Origin of the sequence: Saccharothrix longispora (genome assembly GCF_031455225.1) — a bacterium.
Lineage (GTDB): Bacteria > Actinomycetota > Actinomycetes > Mycobacteriales > Pseudonocardiaceae > Actinosynnema > Actinosynnema longispora.
Genome location: NZ_JAVDSG010000001.1, coordinates 2,855,048 through 2,867,851, shown reverse-complemented (window position 1 = coordinate 2,867,851; position 12,804 = coordinate 2,855,048). Strand labels below are relative to the sequence as shown.

Below are 12,804 nucleotides of genomic sequence, written 5' to 3'. Positions count from 1 at the left end.
TCAGCCCCGTGCCGCGCCGGCGACGAGCCGGGCGAGCTCGACCGGCCGGGTGGTCATCGGCCAGTGGCCCGAGTCGAGGTCGGCGAACCCGACGTGCCGGGCCCGGGCGAGTTCGGGTACGTCGCCGGCGGCGATCCACCCGCGGGCCTGGTCGGGGGTGAACTCGGGGCACACGACGAGGACCGGCACGTCGAACCGGCGGTCGTCGGTCAACCGCACGACGCCCTTGCCCACGCCCTCGGGCACGGGGATCGCGGCGGCGGCGAACCGCTCCCGGGCGCGCTCGTCCAGGTCGGCGGAGTCCGGTCCCTCGAACGGGTCCCAGCCGGGGAACGGCATGACGCCGTCCCGGTGCTCGAAGAAGTCCGCGTAGGGCTGCCCGTCACCGGCGGGGAACCCGCCGACGAGCACGACCCCGGCCACCCGTCGCGGCCGTGCGTCGGCGGCCAGCCACGCCAGCGAGCAGGCGGCGGAGTGGCCCACCACGAGGCACTTCCCCGGCGCCGCGTCCACAGCGGCCAGCACCGCCGCCACCTGGTCGTCGAGCGTGGCGGAACCGGACCCGTCGCCCTGGCCGGGGAGGTCGACCGGCACGGGGCGGTGACCGAGCGCCGCCAGTTCGGGCACGACGCCGTCCCAGGCGGACGCGTCGAGCCACAGGCCGGCGATGAGCAGGATGTCCACGGTCGGTTCTCCTCGTTCCACTGTCGTCCTCGTGAGCCGGACGTCACGCTACGACCGGTTCCGGACGATCCGCTTCCGGTTCGTCCGGGGCCACTACCCTCTTCGCGTGCCGACCGATGCCAGTCCCACCGCGCGGGCGCTGCGCGCCATCGAGATCCTCCGCAACCGGCCCGGCGTGACGGCCGGTGAACTCGCGGCGGGGCTGGGGGTCACGGAACGCGCCGCGCGCCGGTACGTCGGCATCCTGCGGGAGGCCGGCATCCCGGTCGAGTCGGCCCGCGGCCCCCGCGGCCCCCGCGGCCCCCACGGCGGCTACCGGCTCGGCCGCCGGACCAGGCTGCCCCCGATCGTGTTCACCGAGCCCGAGGCGCTGGGCCTGGTCATGGCGGTGCTCGACGGCCGGCCGGCCGCCACCGACGTCCACGACCTCGTGGGGTCCGCGCTGGGCAAGGTGATCGGGGCGCTGCCGGAGAACGTCGGCCGGCAGGCGGCGGCCCTGCGGGAGCACGCGTCGGCCGTGCCCGACCGGCACCCGGCCCGCCCGGACCCCGCCACCACCGGCGCGCTCGTCGCCGCCGTCGCGGCCCGCCGCCGCGTGCTGGTCGCGTACCGGGCCGAGTCGGGCGACGAGTGGGAGGCCGAGGTGGACCCGTGGGCCGTCGTGGTCCGCCACGGCCGCTGGTACCTCCTGTGCCACTCGCACCGCTCGGACGCCGTCCGCACCTACCGGGTCGACCGGATCCGCGACGTCCGGCAGACCGTGCACGGCTTCGAGCCGCCGGCCGGCCTCGACCCGGTGGCGGCGGTGGAGGAGAACCTGGGGACCGGGTGGGAGTTCCCCACGCGCGTGGTCTTCCACGCCCCGCCCGCCGAGGTGGCGCCGTGGGTCCGCCCTCCCATGGGGCGGCTGGCGCCGCTGGGCGAGGGGTGCGTGCTCGTCGGCAGCACGAGCAACCCGGCCATGTACGCGCAGGAGTGGCTGGCGGCCGTGCCGTTCGCGTTCCGGGTCGAGGGCGGGCCGGAGCTCCGCGCCGCGGTCGCGGGGGTCGCCTCGCGCTTCGCCGCCGCCCTCCGCCCCTGAGCGGGCCCGGCGCGGGTGGCCGGGGTTCGCCCAACCGGGTGACCGCCGACCGCGCCGATCATGGGGCTGAAGGGGCGCGTCCCTCCGAGGGCCACCCGTGGGACGCTGGCCGTGGGCGAGCGAACCGAGAGGAACCGACTTGCGCGCGAAGTGGAAGCCGTACCGCGTCGCCACCCTGTCCCTGGCCTCGGCCCTGGTGGCCGCCGGGGCACTGGCGGGGGCCGCGGGCCCGGCGTCGGCGGGAACGACCGCGGTGCGGCTGGACTACACCTGCACCACCTCCCTCGGGCCGACCGTCGAGGTGACGGCGTGGGCCGTCGGCGGTCTGCCGGACGACGGCTCGGGGCCGAACAGCGTTCCCCGCCACCAACCCGCCTTCATCGACGTGGACGTGTACCTGATGGAGCTGCGCCCGGTCCTGGAGCTGGCCGACGAGGTGCGCCTGGACGGCGACAGCACCGCGACGCTCGGCGCGAGGATCACCGGTCCGGACGGGACGCGGACCGTCGAGGCCGCGCTCACCGTCGCGCCCGCGTGGGTGCGGAAGAGCCAGGGGGCCTCGCTGCGGACCGGGGGCGCCTTCCCGGTGCAGTACCTGAGCCAGGAGGGCTACTACGACCTGCACGTCGACGGCCTGGAGCTGGTACTGCGCCCCAAGCGCGCCGACGGCACGTCCCTCGGCACGGTCACCGCGTCCTGCTCGCACGACCCGGCGCAGAACGACCTGCTGGGCACCGTGTGGTCGCAGGGCCTCGTCAGCGACCGGCCGCTGCGCCCGACCGGGCTGCACGTGGTGTCGACCACCCCGACGTCCGTGACGCTGGCCTGGGAGGCCAACTCCTGGTGGTTCCCGACCGCGGGTTACGACGTCTACATCGACGGCGGGAACTTCGGCCGCTTCCCCGGGAAGCAGGCGACGCTGACCGGGTTGACGCCCGACAGGCTCCAGCGGGCGAAGGTCGTCACCGTGGACGTGACGGGTAGCCAGTCGACCAAGAGCCAGGGCCTGCTCTTCACCACCCCGCCGGCCTGACCGGCGCGATCCGCCGTCCCCGGGGTCCGCCGAGCCGCGGCCCCCGGCGACGGCGGTCGTCCGCGTGGCGCGTCAGGCCGTCGGCCGGTCCGCGGCGGCCGGGCGCAGGGGTGCGCCCGGTCCGGCGGGCACCGCGTCCCACGCCGCGACCACGTGGTCGCGCAGTCCCTCGCGGGTGGCGGGACCGGGCGCGGCGGCCTCCTGCTCCTGGGCCCACTGCTCCTGGGCCCGGTGGAACACGGCGACCAGGACGTCGAGGGTCAGCAGCACCGGCAGGTCGTCGGGCAGGTCGAAGCGCTCGCGCAGCACGGTGAGGGCGGCGCGGGTGGTGCGGTCGCAGAAGTACAGGCAGTGCGCCTCGATCGACGGGTTCCGCTCGGCGAGCCTGCGCGAGAGCAGCACGCGGTGGGGCCACTCCGGGTCGGTCATCCCGTCCAGCGTGGTCAGCAGCACGCCGCGCAGGAAGCCCGCCAGGTCGTCACCTGCCGGCTCGGCCGCGGCCAGTTCCCGCAGGAACAGCGTCCACAGGTCGTGCAGCGGGGCGCCGGCCAGGTCCTCCTTGCCGGCGAAGGTGCGGAAGAAGGTCCGCTTGGAGATCTCGACCGCGTCGCACAGTTCGTCCAGCGTGGTCGCGGCGAACCCGCGTTCGGTGAACAGGCGCAGCCCGGTGGCCAGCAGGGCCTCGCGGGTGCGCTGCTTCCTGCGCTCGCGCAGCGGCGGGCGGGTGTCGGACGGGGTGGGCGTGCTCATCGGGGGCAGTCTAATCCAGCGGTCGTAAGCCACTGATAGGCTTTTGCCACTCGGTGGCACTTCGTCGCCGGGGTTCGTCGACACCACCTCCGACTGCTCGACACCACCTCCGGGAGGACCCCATGCGCGCGCTGCTCGTCGACCACTCCGCCCCCGCCGGCCTGCGCCTCGGCGAGGCGCCCGACCCCGTGCCGGCCCCGGACGAGGCGCTCGTCCGGGTCACCGCGACCTCGTTGAACCCCGGCGAGGTCACCGGGGTGATCCCGGGCTCGCCCGACGGCGCGGTGCCGGGCTGGGACGCCGCGGGCGTGGTCGAACGCGCCGCCGCCGACGGCTCCGGCCCCGCGCCGGGCACCCCGGTGGCCACCCTCGGCCTGGCGGGCGGCTGGGCCGAGCTGCGGGCCGTGCGCACCGACCTGCTGGGCGTCGTGCCCGCGGAGGCGGACCTCGGCGCCATCGCCACCACCCCGGTCGCGGGCCTGAGCGCCCTGCGCGCCCTGCACCGGCTGGGGCCGGTCCTGGGCAGGCGGGTGCTCGTCACCGGCGCCACCGGCGGCGTGGGCCGCTACGCCGTGCAGCTGGCCCGCCGGGGCGGCGCGCACGTCGTCGCCACCACCGGCGACCCCGACCGCCACGGCGACCGGCTGCGGGCACTGGGGGCGCACGAGGTGGTCGCGGACCCCGGCGAGCTCGCCGACCCGGTCCACGGCGTGCTGGACCTGGTCGGCGGGCCGCAGCTGGTCCGGGCGCACGGCCGGCTGGCCGCACGCGGCACGCTGGTCTCGGTCGGCCGCGCTTCGGGCGAGCCCACCGCGTTCCCGGCCGGGGCGTTCGAGGGCATGGGCGCGCACGACCGCACCATCGCCACGTTCTTCCTGCTCGACTGCCCGGACCTCGGGCCCGACCTGACGTGGCTGGCCGGGCAGGTGCACGCGGGCGCGCTCGACCCGAACGTGACCTGGCGGGGCAGCTGGCGGGACGCCGACGCGGCGCTGGCGGCGCTGGTGGAGCGGCGACTGCACGGCAAGGCGGTGCTGGACCTGGACTGACCGCGTCCGTCCGACCGCCTGCCGGGCGGGTCAGAAGTGGTCGTCCTCGGTGAGCTGGTGCTCGAATGCGTCGGCGTTCGACACGAGCAGCGCGAGCGGGCGCTCGAACTCCTCGCGGACGCTCAGGTGCTCCAGCGGCACGGTGTGCTTGAGCAGCGCCACGCCGTCCACCACGGCCGCGCCGCCGACGAGCGACGTGCCGGCGAGTTCGAGCAGCCGCCCCTGGTCGATCGCGTCGGCCCGGCCGACCGCCGAGGAGATCTCCAGCCACGCACCGCCGTCGCCCTCGGGCACGTGGTGCAGCGCGACCTGCTGGGTGCGCCCCCCGGTGGTGTCGAGCCGGAAGCGCAGCCAGTCGTCCGACTCCTCCAGCACCTCGTACCTGGTGCGGACGTAGTTGATCACATCGGTCCAGCTGGTCACCGTCGGTCGCCTCCCGCGCTCTGCTGATCGCCACCGTAGTACCAGGTGCGGGCGGGGTGCGAAGAGGTGTGGCGCGACGGCCGGAGCCGTCGCGCCACACCTCCGGGTGCTCGACCAGGAGGTCGTCAGCTCACCGTGATGTTGGAGCTGCCGCTGCTCCGGTAGCCCTCGGTGGCCATGATCATGTAGTACCTGAAGCTGCCCAGCTGCATGTTGGCGCGGGTCCAGGCGTCGAAGTGGGTGCCGGTGGTGATGGTGCCGCCGACCTTCTTCTGCTGCCGGACGCTCCAGAACTGCGGGAAGGTCTTGTTGTTGCCCTCGATCGACGGGGCGTTGTAGCGCATCGTGTGGTAGATGTCGTACGTGCCGCCGTCGCTGCTGACCGTGCCCCGGTGCGAGCCCGTGGGCCGGTAGTCGCCCCAGCTGTCGACGATGTAGTACTCCACCATCGGGTTCGAGGTCCACCCGTAGAGGCACAGGTAGCCGTTGCCGGACGGGTTGAAGCTGCCCGAGTACCGCACGGTCCGGCGGCTGCCGTTGCTCCAGCCCTTGCCGCACACGAAGTTGCCGGTGTTGCGCCAGGACGTGCTGTACTGGCCGCCGCCGCCCATCGTCATCGAGACGGTCCCGTTGGCGTCGGTCCAGAACGAGTAGAAGTAACCGTTGTGGTTGCCGGTCTGGTTGTTCGTGACGGTCTGCGCGTGGGCGGTGCCCGGCAGGATCAACGCGGACGTCGCCAGCGCCAGGGTGCCTGCGCCTGCGCCGCCCAGGAACAGTCGGCGGCTGATCGGGTGGGCGGGGGCGTTGTCGTCCATGTGCACGCTCTCCTCCTCGTTGAGGCCGGCGGCGGATCGGCTTTCGGTACGGTCAGTGTTCGATCGGGTGCGCCGGGTTGTCAACGATTCGCGCAACCTTGCGAAAGTTTTGTCGCAAGCGTGCGAAAGAATTCGCGCGGAGCTTTTCGTCTAGTGGAACTGGCGGCATCGTAGCAGGTGGGCGCTTTGTGGACGCTGAATCGCCGTATCGCGCCGCCGTGTTCGGAAAGCGTTTCGAATTCCCCGGAGGGAGCGGTGCGCGCCCTCCGGGGATGGCGGTCAGAGTCGGCCGGGCGGGCGGCGCCCCTCGGTGATCTCCGCGACCTGCGCCGCGGTGAAGGGCGGGTCGAGCAGGTCGTCGCGGAGCGCGTGGCAGCGGAACATGTCCGCGATGTAGTGCATCCGGTCGGGCAGGTCCGACCAGTCGCGCGCGGCGGTGCCGAGCACGCTGTCGGGCGTCGGGTCGACCTGTTCGAGCAGTGCGAGCAGTTCCAGGTGGGTCAGCCGCGCCAGCGGCGGCGGGAACGCCGCCGGGAGGTCGTCGCCCAGGTCGAGCAGCTCGCCGCCGGGCAGCGCCAACGTCATCACGTGCCGGGTGACGACCCGGCGGGCCAGTGCGCGTGCCTGGTCGGCCAACTGCTCGCTCGCCACCCGCACGGGGGTCCGCCGGCCGAGCGCGGTCAGCACCGCGAGGCGCAGCCACCGCAGCACGCGGTTGTCCGGCAGCAGCAGGTCGAGGAGGCGGCGTTCCAGCTCGCGGGGATCGACGACGGGCGCTTCCAGGGCGGCGGCGATCTCCGGTTGCAGCCTCGTCTGCTCGTGCAGGCCGACCTCGACGTTGGCCAGGAGCAGCAGCTCGGCCCGTTGCTTCGGGTCCTCCGCCGTCATCGCCAGGTGGTACCGGGCGAACGCCTGCCGGAGGTACCGCTGCCCCTCGGGCGGTTCGCCGGGGCGGAGCGCGGCGCAGAACTCCGCGATCCCGTCCTCGTCGAGCGATCCGTCGGCGCACGCCGCCAGGAAGCGGGCGAACTCGCGGGCGATCTCCTCGAAGACCTTCAGGTTCCCCTTCGCGGTGGCGTCGCCGACCGCGTCGAGCCGGGCGGTCGCCACGACCGCCCGGCGCACCCACCGCCCGGCGTCGTCGAGGGCGCGCCCGGGGAAGGCGCGTCGCAGGCCCCGGACCGCGAACTCGACGCCGGCGGTCGCCTCGGGCGAGGACTCCAGCAGCCGCCCCAGCGCGTGCTCCAGGTCCTCCTGCCGGATGGACCGGCCCACCTGCTTGGACGCCCACACCGCGAACGTGCACCAGTTCGCCGACCCGCCGGTCAGGGTGGACAGCGCCCGCGACAGCTCGTGGTAGCACTGCGTGATCCGGAGGTTGCGCACGACGGGCTCGGCGTGCGCGGAGATCCGCTCCACGTCGGCGACCGACGGCGGGGCGGGCGGGGCGCTGCCGCCGGGCTCGTGCACGTCCGCACCGGGTTGACTCATGACTCGACCTTCCGTCCGGGCTCTACCCCGGTCATCGTCGTCGGCGGGGCCGACGTGACAACGCGTAGCCCGGACGCCCCGGTCGCGGTCAGATGGTGGAGGCGTCGATGACGAAGCGATAGCGCACGTCGCGCCCCAGGACGCGGTCGAACGCCTCGTTGACCCGCTCCGCGTCGACCACCTCGACATCGGCGCCGATGCCGTGCCGCGCGCAGAAGTCGAGCATCTCCTGGGTCTCGGCCATGCCGCCGATCTGCGAGCCCGCGAGCGCGTTGCGCCCCGGTAGCAGCGAGAACACGCTCGCCGTGAGCGGCTGGTCGGGGATGCCGAGGTAGACCAGGGTTCCGTCGGTGGCCAGCAGCGACAGGTACGCGTCCACGTCCAAGGGGGCCGAGACGGTGCAGAGGACGAGGTCGAACGTCCCGGCCAGGTCGGTGAAGGTCTCCGGGGCGTCGGTGCCGCGGCAGTGCGCGGCGCCCAGGCGCAGGCCGTCCTCCAGCTTGGCCGGGGACCGGGAGAGGACGGTGACCTCGGCACCGAGGGCCGCGGCGATCTTGACGGCGAGGTGGCCGAGGCCGCCGAGGCCGAGCACGGCGACCCTCTTGCCCGGCCCCGCTCCCCAGTGCTTCAGCGGCGAGTACGTGGTGATGCCGGCGCACAGCAGCGGCGCGGCCTGCTCCAGCGGGAGGCCGTCCGGGATGCGGTGGACGAAGTGCTCGTCGACGACGATGTGGGTGGCGTACCCGCCCCGGGTGGGCTCGTCGCCCCGGTATCGGTCGGTGTCGGAGTAGGTCTCGACCGAGCCCGCGCCCGTGCAGTACTGCTCCAGGTCGTTCGTGCAGTTGCGGCACTCGCGGCAGGAGTTGACGATGACGCCGACACCCACGCGGTCACCGACGGCGTGGCGGGTCACCTCGACGCCGACCTCGGTGACGACGCCCGCGATCTCGTGCCCCGGGACCATCGGGAACAGACCCTTGCCCCAGTCGCCCTTGACCTGGTGGACGTCGGAGTGGCAGATGCCGGAGTAGTGGATCGCGACGTTCACGTCGCGCGGGCCCGGTGCACGCCGCTCGATGGTGGTGCGCGTCAGCGGCGAGCCGGGCGACGTGGCGGTGTACGCGGCAACGGTGGGCATCCGGTCTCCTTCGCGGATCGGCCGCTTCGAGGGCCCGAAACGGTCATTCGATTCCTTCGCCGTGAAAGGCTGCCCTCGGTGGCAGGCGGTCACGCTCGCCTAAATCCATGAAATCGGAGTCCCGGACCGCGGCCTTCCCCACCGGGGGCGGCGACCTCACCTGAACGCGCGAGGCCGGACGGCGGTACGGGCGGGTCCGGCCGTTCGCCGGTCCGACTCGGCGGCCCTGCTCGCCCGGACGTGCCGGGTGAGCCGACGATGTCCACGCAGGACGGACGATCCGAGTGTGCGCGTCGAATCTTCGACCTCGTGGTCGAACACCCCTTTCGCCCTCCGTCCTTCGACGTGACGGGCGCGGACGAGGGGAGGTGGGAGGACCACGAGGAGAAGGATCGCCGCGATCGGCGCGGCGCTGCTCGTCGCCGCCGGCTTCACGACGACGGGGTTCGGCGTCACCGCCCCGCGGAGCGGCTCGTTCACCGACGCCGCCCAGCGGACCGCCGCAACCGCGACCGTCACGGCCCGCAACGCGGCCCGCAACGGCGCGCTCGCCGCCGCCGCCACCTCGCTCGGGTTCACGGGCTCGTCGCGCGACGCCAACGGCGTCCCGGTGGCCTCCTGCGCGGCGAACCGGCCGAGGACCGGCGCCCGGTGGGGCATTGACGCGCGGGTGGCTCGCTCGTAACCTCGCGGAAACCGCTTTCCGCAACACGCTTCCCGGACGCCGGGACCGGAGGGTTGGCCCATGGGTGCACTGGAGCGCTTGAGGAGGACGGCGGCGTCGGCGCTGGTGCTGGCCGCCGTGCTGACCGGCTGCGGGGACGACGCGGGATCGGGACCCGTCACCCTGCGGTACGCGTGGTGGGGCAACGCCGAGCGCGCCGAGCTGATGCAGCGGGCGATCGACCTGTTCCACCAGCGCAACCCGGACATCAGGATCACGCCGAGCTTCCAGGAGTTCGAGGCGTACTGGCAGAAGATGGCCACCGAGACCGCCGGCGGCAACGCGCCCGACGTGCTCCAGATGGACTTCGCCTACCTGCGCGAGTACGCCGACCGCGGCGCCCTCCACGACCTCTCCGGACAGGAGGGGAACCTGGAGCTGGACGACCTGCTGGACGGCCTCCGGACGGCGGGCGAGGTCGACGGGCGCCGCTACGGTGTGCCGGTGGGCGGCAACACCTGGGGCTACCTCTACAACCCGGCGCTGTACGCGCAGGCCGGCGTGGCCGAGCCGGCACCGGGCTGGACCTGGGACGACTACCGCGCCGCGCTGCGGCGGATCACCGAGCGGACCGGCGTGCACGGCGGCGGCAACTACATCGGCAGCTACTACAACCTGGAGCTCCAGCTCCGCCAGGAGGGCGGGCAGCTCTACACCGCCGACGGCAAGCTCGGCTTCGACAAGGCCCGCCTGGCCGAGTTCCTGCGCGAGGGGACCGAGTTGGCCGACGCCGGGGCCGTCCTCCCCGTCGAGAAGGGCGTGCAGATCAAGCCCTCCCACGCGCTGGAGCTGGACCTGGTGGCGGGAGACCTGGGCTGGGACAACTTCACGGCCCGCTACGCCAAGACCGCCAAGGCCGAGCTGAAGCTCGGACCCGTGCCCGGCGGCGGTGGCCAGTACCTCAAGCCCGCGATGCTGCTGAGCCTCTCCGGGCGGACCGAGCACCCCGAAGCGGCGGCCAAGCTGGTGTCCTTCATGGTCAACGACCCGGAGGTCGGCCGGATCTTCGGTGCCAACCGCGGCCTGCCGCCGACCAACGCGCAGCGCGCCGCCGTGCGGCTGGAGGGACCGCTCGCCGCCGTAGCGGCCTACGAGGACGAGCTGAAGGACGAGTTCGGCGAGACGCCGCCCGCGCCGCCGAAGGGCGCGGGCACCCTGGAGCAGGCGTTCATCCGGATCACCGAGGAACTCCAGTACGACCGGATCACCGTGGACGAGGCGGTCGACCGGTTCTTCACCGAGGCCGACGAAACCCTCGAGCCGTGACGGGGGTGGCGCTCGCCCCGGACCGCCCCACCGACAACCCCGCCGGGAAGCCGCGCACACCCGCGCGCCTCCCCGGTGACGGCCGGGCCGCCTACCTGTTCCTGTCGCCCTGGGTGCTGGGCGTCGTCGTGCTCACCCTGGGCCCGATGCTGACGTCGCTGTACCTGTCGTTCACCGACTACGACCTGTTCGGCGCACCGCGCTGGATCGGCCTGGACAACTACGCGCGGATGTTCTCCGACGCCCGCTGGCTGAACTCGCTGGGCGTCACCGCGCTGTACGTGGCGCTCGCCGTGCCGCTGAAGCTGGCCGCCGCGCTCGCCGTCGCCCTGCTGCTGGACAACCGGCGGCGCGGGCAGGGCTTCTACCGCGCGGCCTTCTACGGGCCGTCGCTGATCGGCGGCAGCGTCAGCGTCGCCATCGTGTGGAAGGTGGTGTTCAGCGACGACTCGGTCGTCGACCGGCTGCTGCGCTCCGTCGGCGTCGACGCGGGCGGCTGGGCGGGCAACCCCGACTTCTCCGTGCCGATGCTCGTGCTGCTGGCCGTGTGGCAGCTCGGCGCGCCGATGGTGATCTTCCTGGCGGGGCTCAAGCAGGTGCCGCGCGACCTCTACGAGGCCGCCGAGGTGGACGGGGCCGGCCGGTGGCGGCGGTTCGCCTCGATCACCCTGCCGATGATCTCGCCCGTGGTGTTCTTCAACCTCGTGCTGGAGGTCATCAACGCGTTCCAGGTCTTCACGTCGGCGTACGTGGTCGGCGGCCCGAACGGCCAGCCCGCGGGCAGCACGCTGTTCTACACCGTCTACCTGTTCGACCGCGGCTTCGGCGACTACCGCATGGGCTACGCCTCGGCCATGGCGTGGATGCTGCTGCTGGGCGTGGGGCTGGTGACCGTGTTCCTGTTCCGCACGGCGCGGGGCTGGGTCCACTACGCCGGGGACGCCCGGTGACGCGGCGCGTGCCCGGTGCGGTGTGGCACGTCGGCGTCCTGGTCCTGCTGGCGGTCGTGCTCTACCCGGTCGTGTGGGTCGTGGCGTCCACGTTCAAGCCGTCCGCCGAGGTGCTGGGCGACCTGCGGCTGCTGCCCGACCCCGCCACGACGGCCAACTACGAGCGGGTGTTCGACGGCATGGTCGGCATCGAGGTGGACGTGTTCTTCCTCAACTCGACCGTCCTGGCCGTGCTGTCGGTGGTCGGCACGGTCGTGTCGTCGGCCCCCGCGGCCTACGCGTTCGCCCGGCTGCGCTTCCGCGGTCGCACGACGCTGTTCGCGGTGATGATCGCGACGCTCCTGCTGCCGGTGCACGTGCTGGTCATCCCGCAGTACGTGGTGTTCCAGCGGCTGGACCTGGTCGACACCTACGTGCCGCTGCTGGCGGGCAAGTTCCTGGCCACCGAGGCGTTCTTCGTGTTCCTCATCGTGCAGTTCATCCGCACCCTGCCACCCGAGCTGGACGAGTCGGCCAAGATCGACGGCGCCGGGCAGTGGAGCGTGTTCCGGCACGTCGTGCTGCCGCTGTGCCGCCCGGCGCTCATCACCACGGCGATCTTCACCTTCATCTGGAGCTGGAACGACTTCTTCGGCCCGCTCATCTACCTCAGCAGCCCGGACAAGTACCCGCTGCCCCTGGCGCTCCAGCTGTTCATCGACGAGACCACCGGCTCGGACTTCGGCGCGCTGATGGCCATGTCGGTGCTCGCGCTGGTGCCGGTGGTGCTGTTCTTCCTGTTCTTCCAGCGCTTCCTCGTCGAAGGCGTGTCCACCACCGGGATCAAGGGATGAGGAAGCTCGCGCTGCTGGGGGAGTGCCTGACCGCCGGGCTGCTGGTGCTGCTCGTCGCGCTGCCGGTGGTGACGCTGGTGCCCGCGCTGGCGGCGGGGTGCGCGCACGTCAAGGCGCACGTCGACGGCGAGACCACCGCGGTCCGGGCGTTCTTCGCGCGGGTGCGCTCGGCGCTGCCCGGCGGGTGGCAGCTGTCGCTCGGCGTGGTGGCCGCGTTCGCCGTGCTGGCGGTGGACCTGGTCGTGCTCGGTGCGGGACTGGCCGGCGGGGTGGTGGTGATGGCGGTCTGCTCGGCCGCCGCGGCCGGACTCGCCGTGGTGGTCCTGCGCTCGGCCGCGACCTGGTCGCCGGGCGCCCGGTGGGGCGCGGTGGTGCGGGAGGCGGCACGCCGGGCGGCGGTGGACGCGCGGGGGTCGTCGCTGGTGCTCATGGCGCTCGGGGTGCTCGTCGTGGTGACGTGGCAGCTGCCGGCGCTGTTCGTGCCCATGGTGGGGTGCGTGCTGATGGCCGCGGTCGCGGTGGAGCGCCGACCCGTCGGCTGAGGCCCGGCCCTGCCGGTCACCGGTG

14 protein-coding genes are annotated in these 12,804 nt (G+C 73.5%); 7 read left to right on the top strand and 7 right to left on the bottom strand.

Going from position 1 to position 12,804, the window contains the following annotated elements; translation table 11 throughout:
* Positions 1 to 684: an alpha/beta fold hydrolase gene (locus J2S66_RS11655; protein WP_310306953.1), complete on the bottom strand. Its 684-nt coding sequence runs from the start codon at positions 682 to 684 to the stop codon at positions 1 to 3.
* 106 nt (positions 685 to 790) lie between these two features.
* On the opposite strand from J2S66_RS11655, the gene J2S66_RS11650 reads away from it, so the two are divergent.
* Positions 791 to 1,765 (top strand): helix-turn-helix transcriptional regulator, encoded by a 975-nt coding sequence (locus tag J2S66_RS11650; protein WP_310306952.1) that lies wholly within the window; start codon positions 791 to 793, stop codon positions 1,763 to 1,765.
* Between the two features lie 139 nt (positions 1,766 to 1,904).
* Positions 1,905 to 2,798, top strand: coding sequence for a DUF6801 domain-containing protein (locus J2S66_RS11645; RefSeq protein ID WP_310306951.1), 894 nt, complete (start codon positions 1,905 to 1,907; stop codon positions 2,796 to 2,798).
* Positions 2,799 to 2,870: 72 nt separating this feature from the next.
* Here the strand turns inward: J2S66_RS11645 and J2S66_RS11640 are convergent, their stop codons facing one another.
* Entirely contained in the window at positions 2,871 to 3,548 is a 678-nt protein-coding gene (locus J2S66_RS11640; protein WP_310306949.1) for a TetR/AcrR family transcriptional regulator, read from the bottom strand.
* A gap of 122 nt (positions 3,549 to 3,670) precedes the next feature.
* Here J2S66_RS11640 and J2S66_RS11635 point away from each other — a divergent pair, with 122 nt between their 5' ends.
* Complete coding sequence (locus J2S66_RS11635; protein ID WP_310306948.1) at positions 3,671 to 4,597, top strand: zinc-binding dehydrogenase; 927 nt, start codon at positions 3,671 to 3,673, stop codon at positions 4,595 to 4,597.
* 30 nt (positions 4,598 to 4,627) lie between these two features.
* On the opposite strand, the gene J2S66_RS11630 is transcribed toward J2S66_RS11635, so the two are convergent.
* From J2S66_RS11630 to J2S66_RS11610, 5 genes are all read right to left on the bottom strand, one after another.
* Positions 4,628 to 5,020: a hypothetical protein gene (locus J2S66_RS11630; protein ID WP_306749925.1), complete on the bottom strand. Its 393-nt coding sequence runs from the start codon at positions 5,018 to 5,020 to the stop codon at positions 4,628 to 4,630.
* Positions 5,021 to 5,145: 125 nt separating this feature from the next.
* Complete coding sequence (gene xynA, locus J2S66_RS11625; protein ID WP_310306947.1) at positions 5,146 to 5,835, bottom strand: endo-1,4-beta-xylanase XynA; 690 nt, start codon at positions 5,833 to 5,835, stop codon at positions 5,146 to 5,148.
* A 279-nt stretch (positions 5,836 to 6,114) separates the two neighbouring features.
* Positions 6,115 to 7,326 (bottom strand): hypothetical protein, encoded by a 1,212-nt coding sequence (locus J2S66_RS11620; protein ID WP_310306946.1) that lies wholly within the window; start codon positions 7,324 to 7,326, stop codon positions 6,115 to 6,117.
* A gap of 88 nt (positions 7,327 to 7,414) precedes the next feature.
* Positions 7,415 to 8,464, bottom strand: a complete 1,050-nt coding sequence (locus J2S66_RS11615; protein ID WP_310306945.1) for an NAD(P)-dependent alcohol dehydrogenase — start codon at positions 8,462 to 8,464, stop codon at positions 7,415 to 7,417.
* Positions 8,465 to 8,620: 156 nt separating this feature from the next.
* Positions 8,621 to 9,124, bottom strand: a complete 504-nt coding sequence (locus J2S66_RS11610; RefSeq protein ID WP_310306944.1) for a hypothetical protein — start codon at positions 9,122 to 9,124, stop codon at positions 8,621 to 8,623.
* Between the two features lie 85 nt (positions 9,125 to 9,209).
* Between J2S66_RS11610 and J2S66_RS11605 the strand changes: the two genes are divergently transcribed.
* The 4 genes from J2S66_RS11605 to J2S66_RS11590 are packed head-to-tail and all read left to right on the top strand — an operon-like array spanning position 9,210 to position 12,779.
* Positions 9,210 to 10,454 (top strand): ABC transporter substrate-binding protein, encoded by a 1,245-nt coding sequence (locus J2S66_RS11605; protein WP_310306943.1) that lies wholly within the window; start codon positions 9,210 to 9,212, stop codon positions 10,452 to 10,454.
* The gene (locus J2S66_RS11600) at positions 10,451 to 11,404 is read left to right on the top strand and encodes a carbohydrate ABC transporter permease (RefSeq protein WP_310306942.1); all 954 of its coding nucleotides are present in this window, start codon (positions 10,451 to 10,453) and stop codon (positions 11,402 to 11,404) included. The genes J2S66_RS11605 and J2S66_RS11600 overlap by 4 nt, the downstream gene beginning before the upstream one ends.
* A complete protein-coding gene (locus tag J2S66_RS11595; RefSeq protein WP_310306941.1) occupies positions 11,401 to 12,237 on the top strand; it encodes a carbohydrate ABC transporter permease in 837 nt (278 codons plus the stop codon). Before J2S66_RS11600 ends, J2S66_RS11595 begins: the two co-directional genes overlap by 4 nt.
* Positions 12,234 to 12,779: a hypothetical protein gene (locus tag J2S66_RS11590; protein WP_310306940.1), complete on the top strand. Its 546-nt coding sequence runs from the start codon at positions 12,234 to 12,236 to the stop codon at positions 12,777 to 12,779. Before J2S66_RS11595 ends, J2S66_RS11590 begins: the two co-directional genes overlap by 4 nt.
* Positions 12,780 to 12,804: the final 25 nt, after the last annotated feature.

Excerpts from the sequence above, each read along its gene's own strand:
- J2S66_RS11640 (WP_310306949.1), bottom strand. The coding sequence starts at position 3,548 with ATGAGCACGCCCACCCCGTCCGACACCCGCCCGCCGCTGCGCGAGCGC.
- J2S66_RS11635 (WP_310306948.1), top strand. The coding sequence starts at position 3,671 with ATGCGCGCGCTGCTCGTCGACCACTCCGCCCCCGCCGGCCTGCGCCTC.
- xynA (WP_310306947.1), bottom strand. The coding sequence starts at position 5,835 with ATGGACGACAACGCCCCCGCCCACCCGATCAGCCGCCGACTGTTCCTG.
- J2S66_RS11620 (WP_310306946.1), bottom strand. The coding sequence starts at position 7,326 with ATGAGTCAACCCGGTGCGGACGTGCACGAGCCCGGCGGCAGCGCCCCG.
- J2S66_RS11615 (WP_310306945.1), bottom strand. The coding sequence starts at position 8,464 with ATGCCCACCGTTGCCGCGTACACCGCCACGTCGCCCGGCTCGCCGCTG.
- J2S66_RS11610 (WP_310306944.1), bottom strand. The coding sequence starts at position 9,124 with ATGCCCCACCGGGCGCCGGTCCTCGGCCGGTTCGCCGCGCAGGAGGCC.
- J2S66_RS11605 (WP_310306943.1), top strand. The coding sequence starts at position 9,210 with ATGGGTGCACTGGAGCGCTTGAGGAGGACGGCGGCGTCGGCGCTGGTG.
- J2S66_RS11590 (WP_310306940.1), top strand. The coding sequence starts at position 12,234 with ATGAGGAAGCTCGCGCTGCTGGGGGAGTGCCTGACCGCCGGGCTGCTG.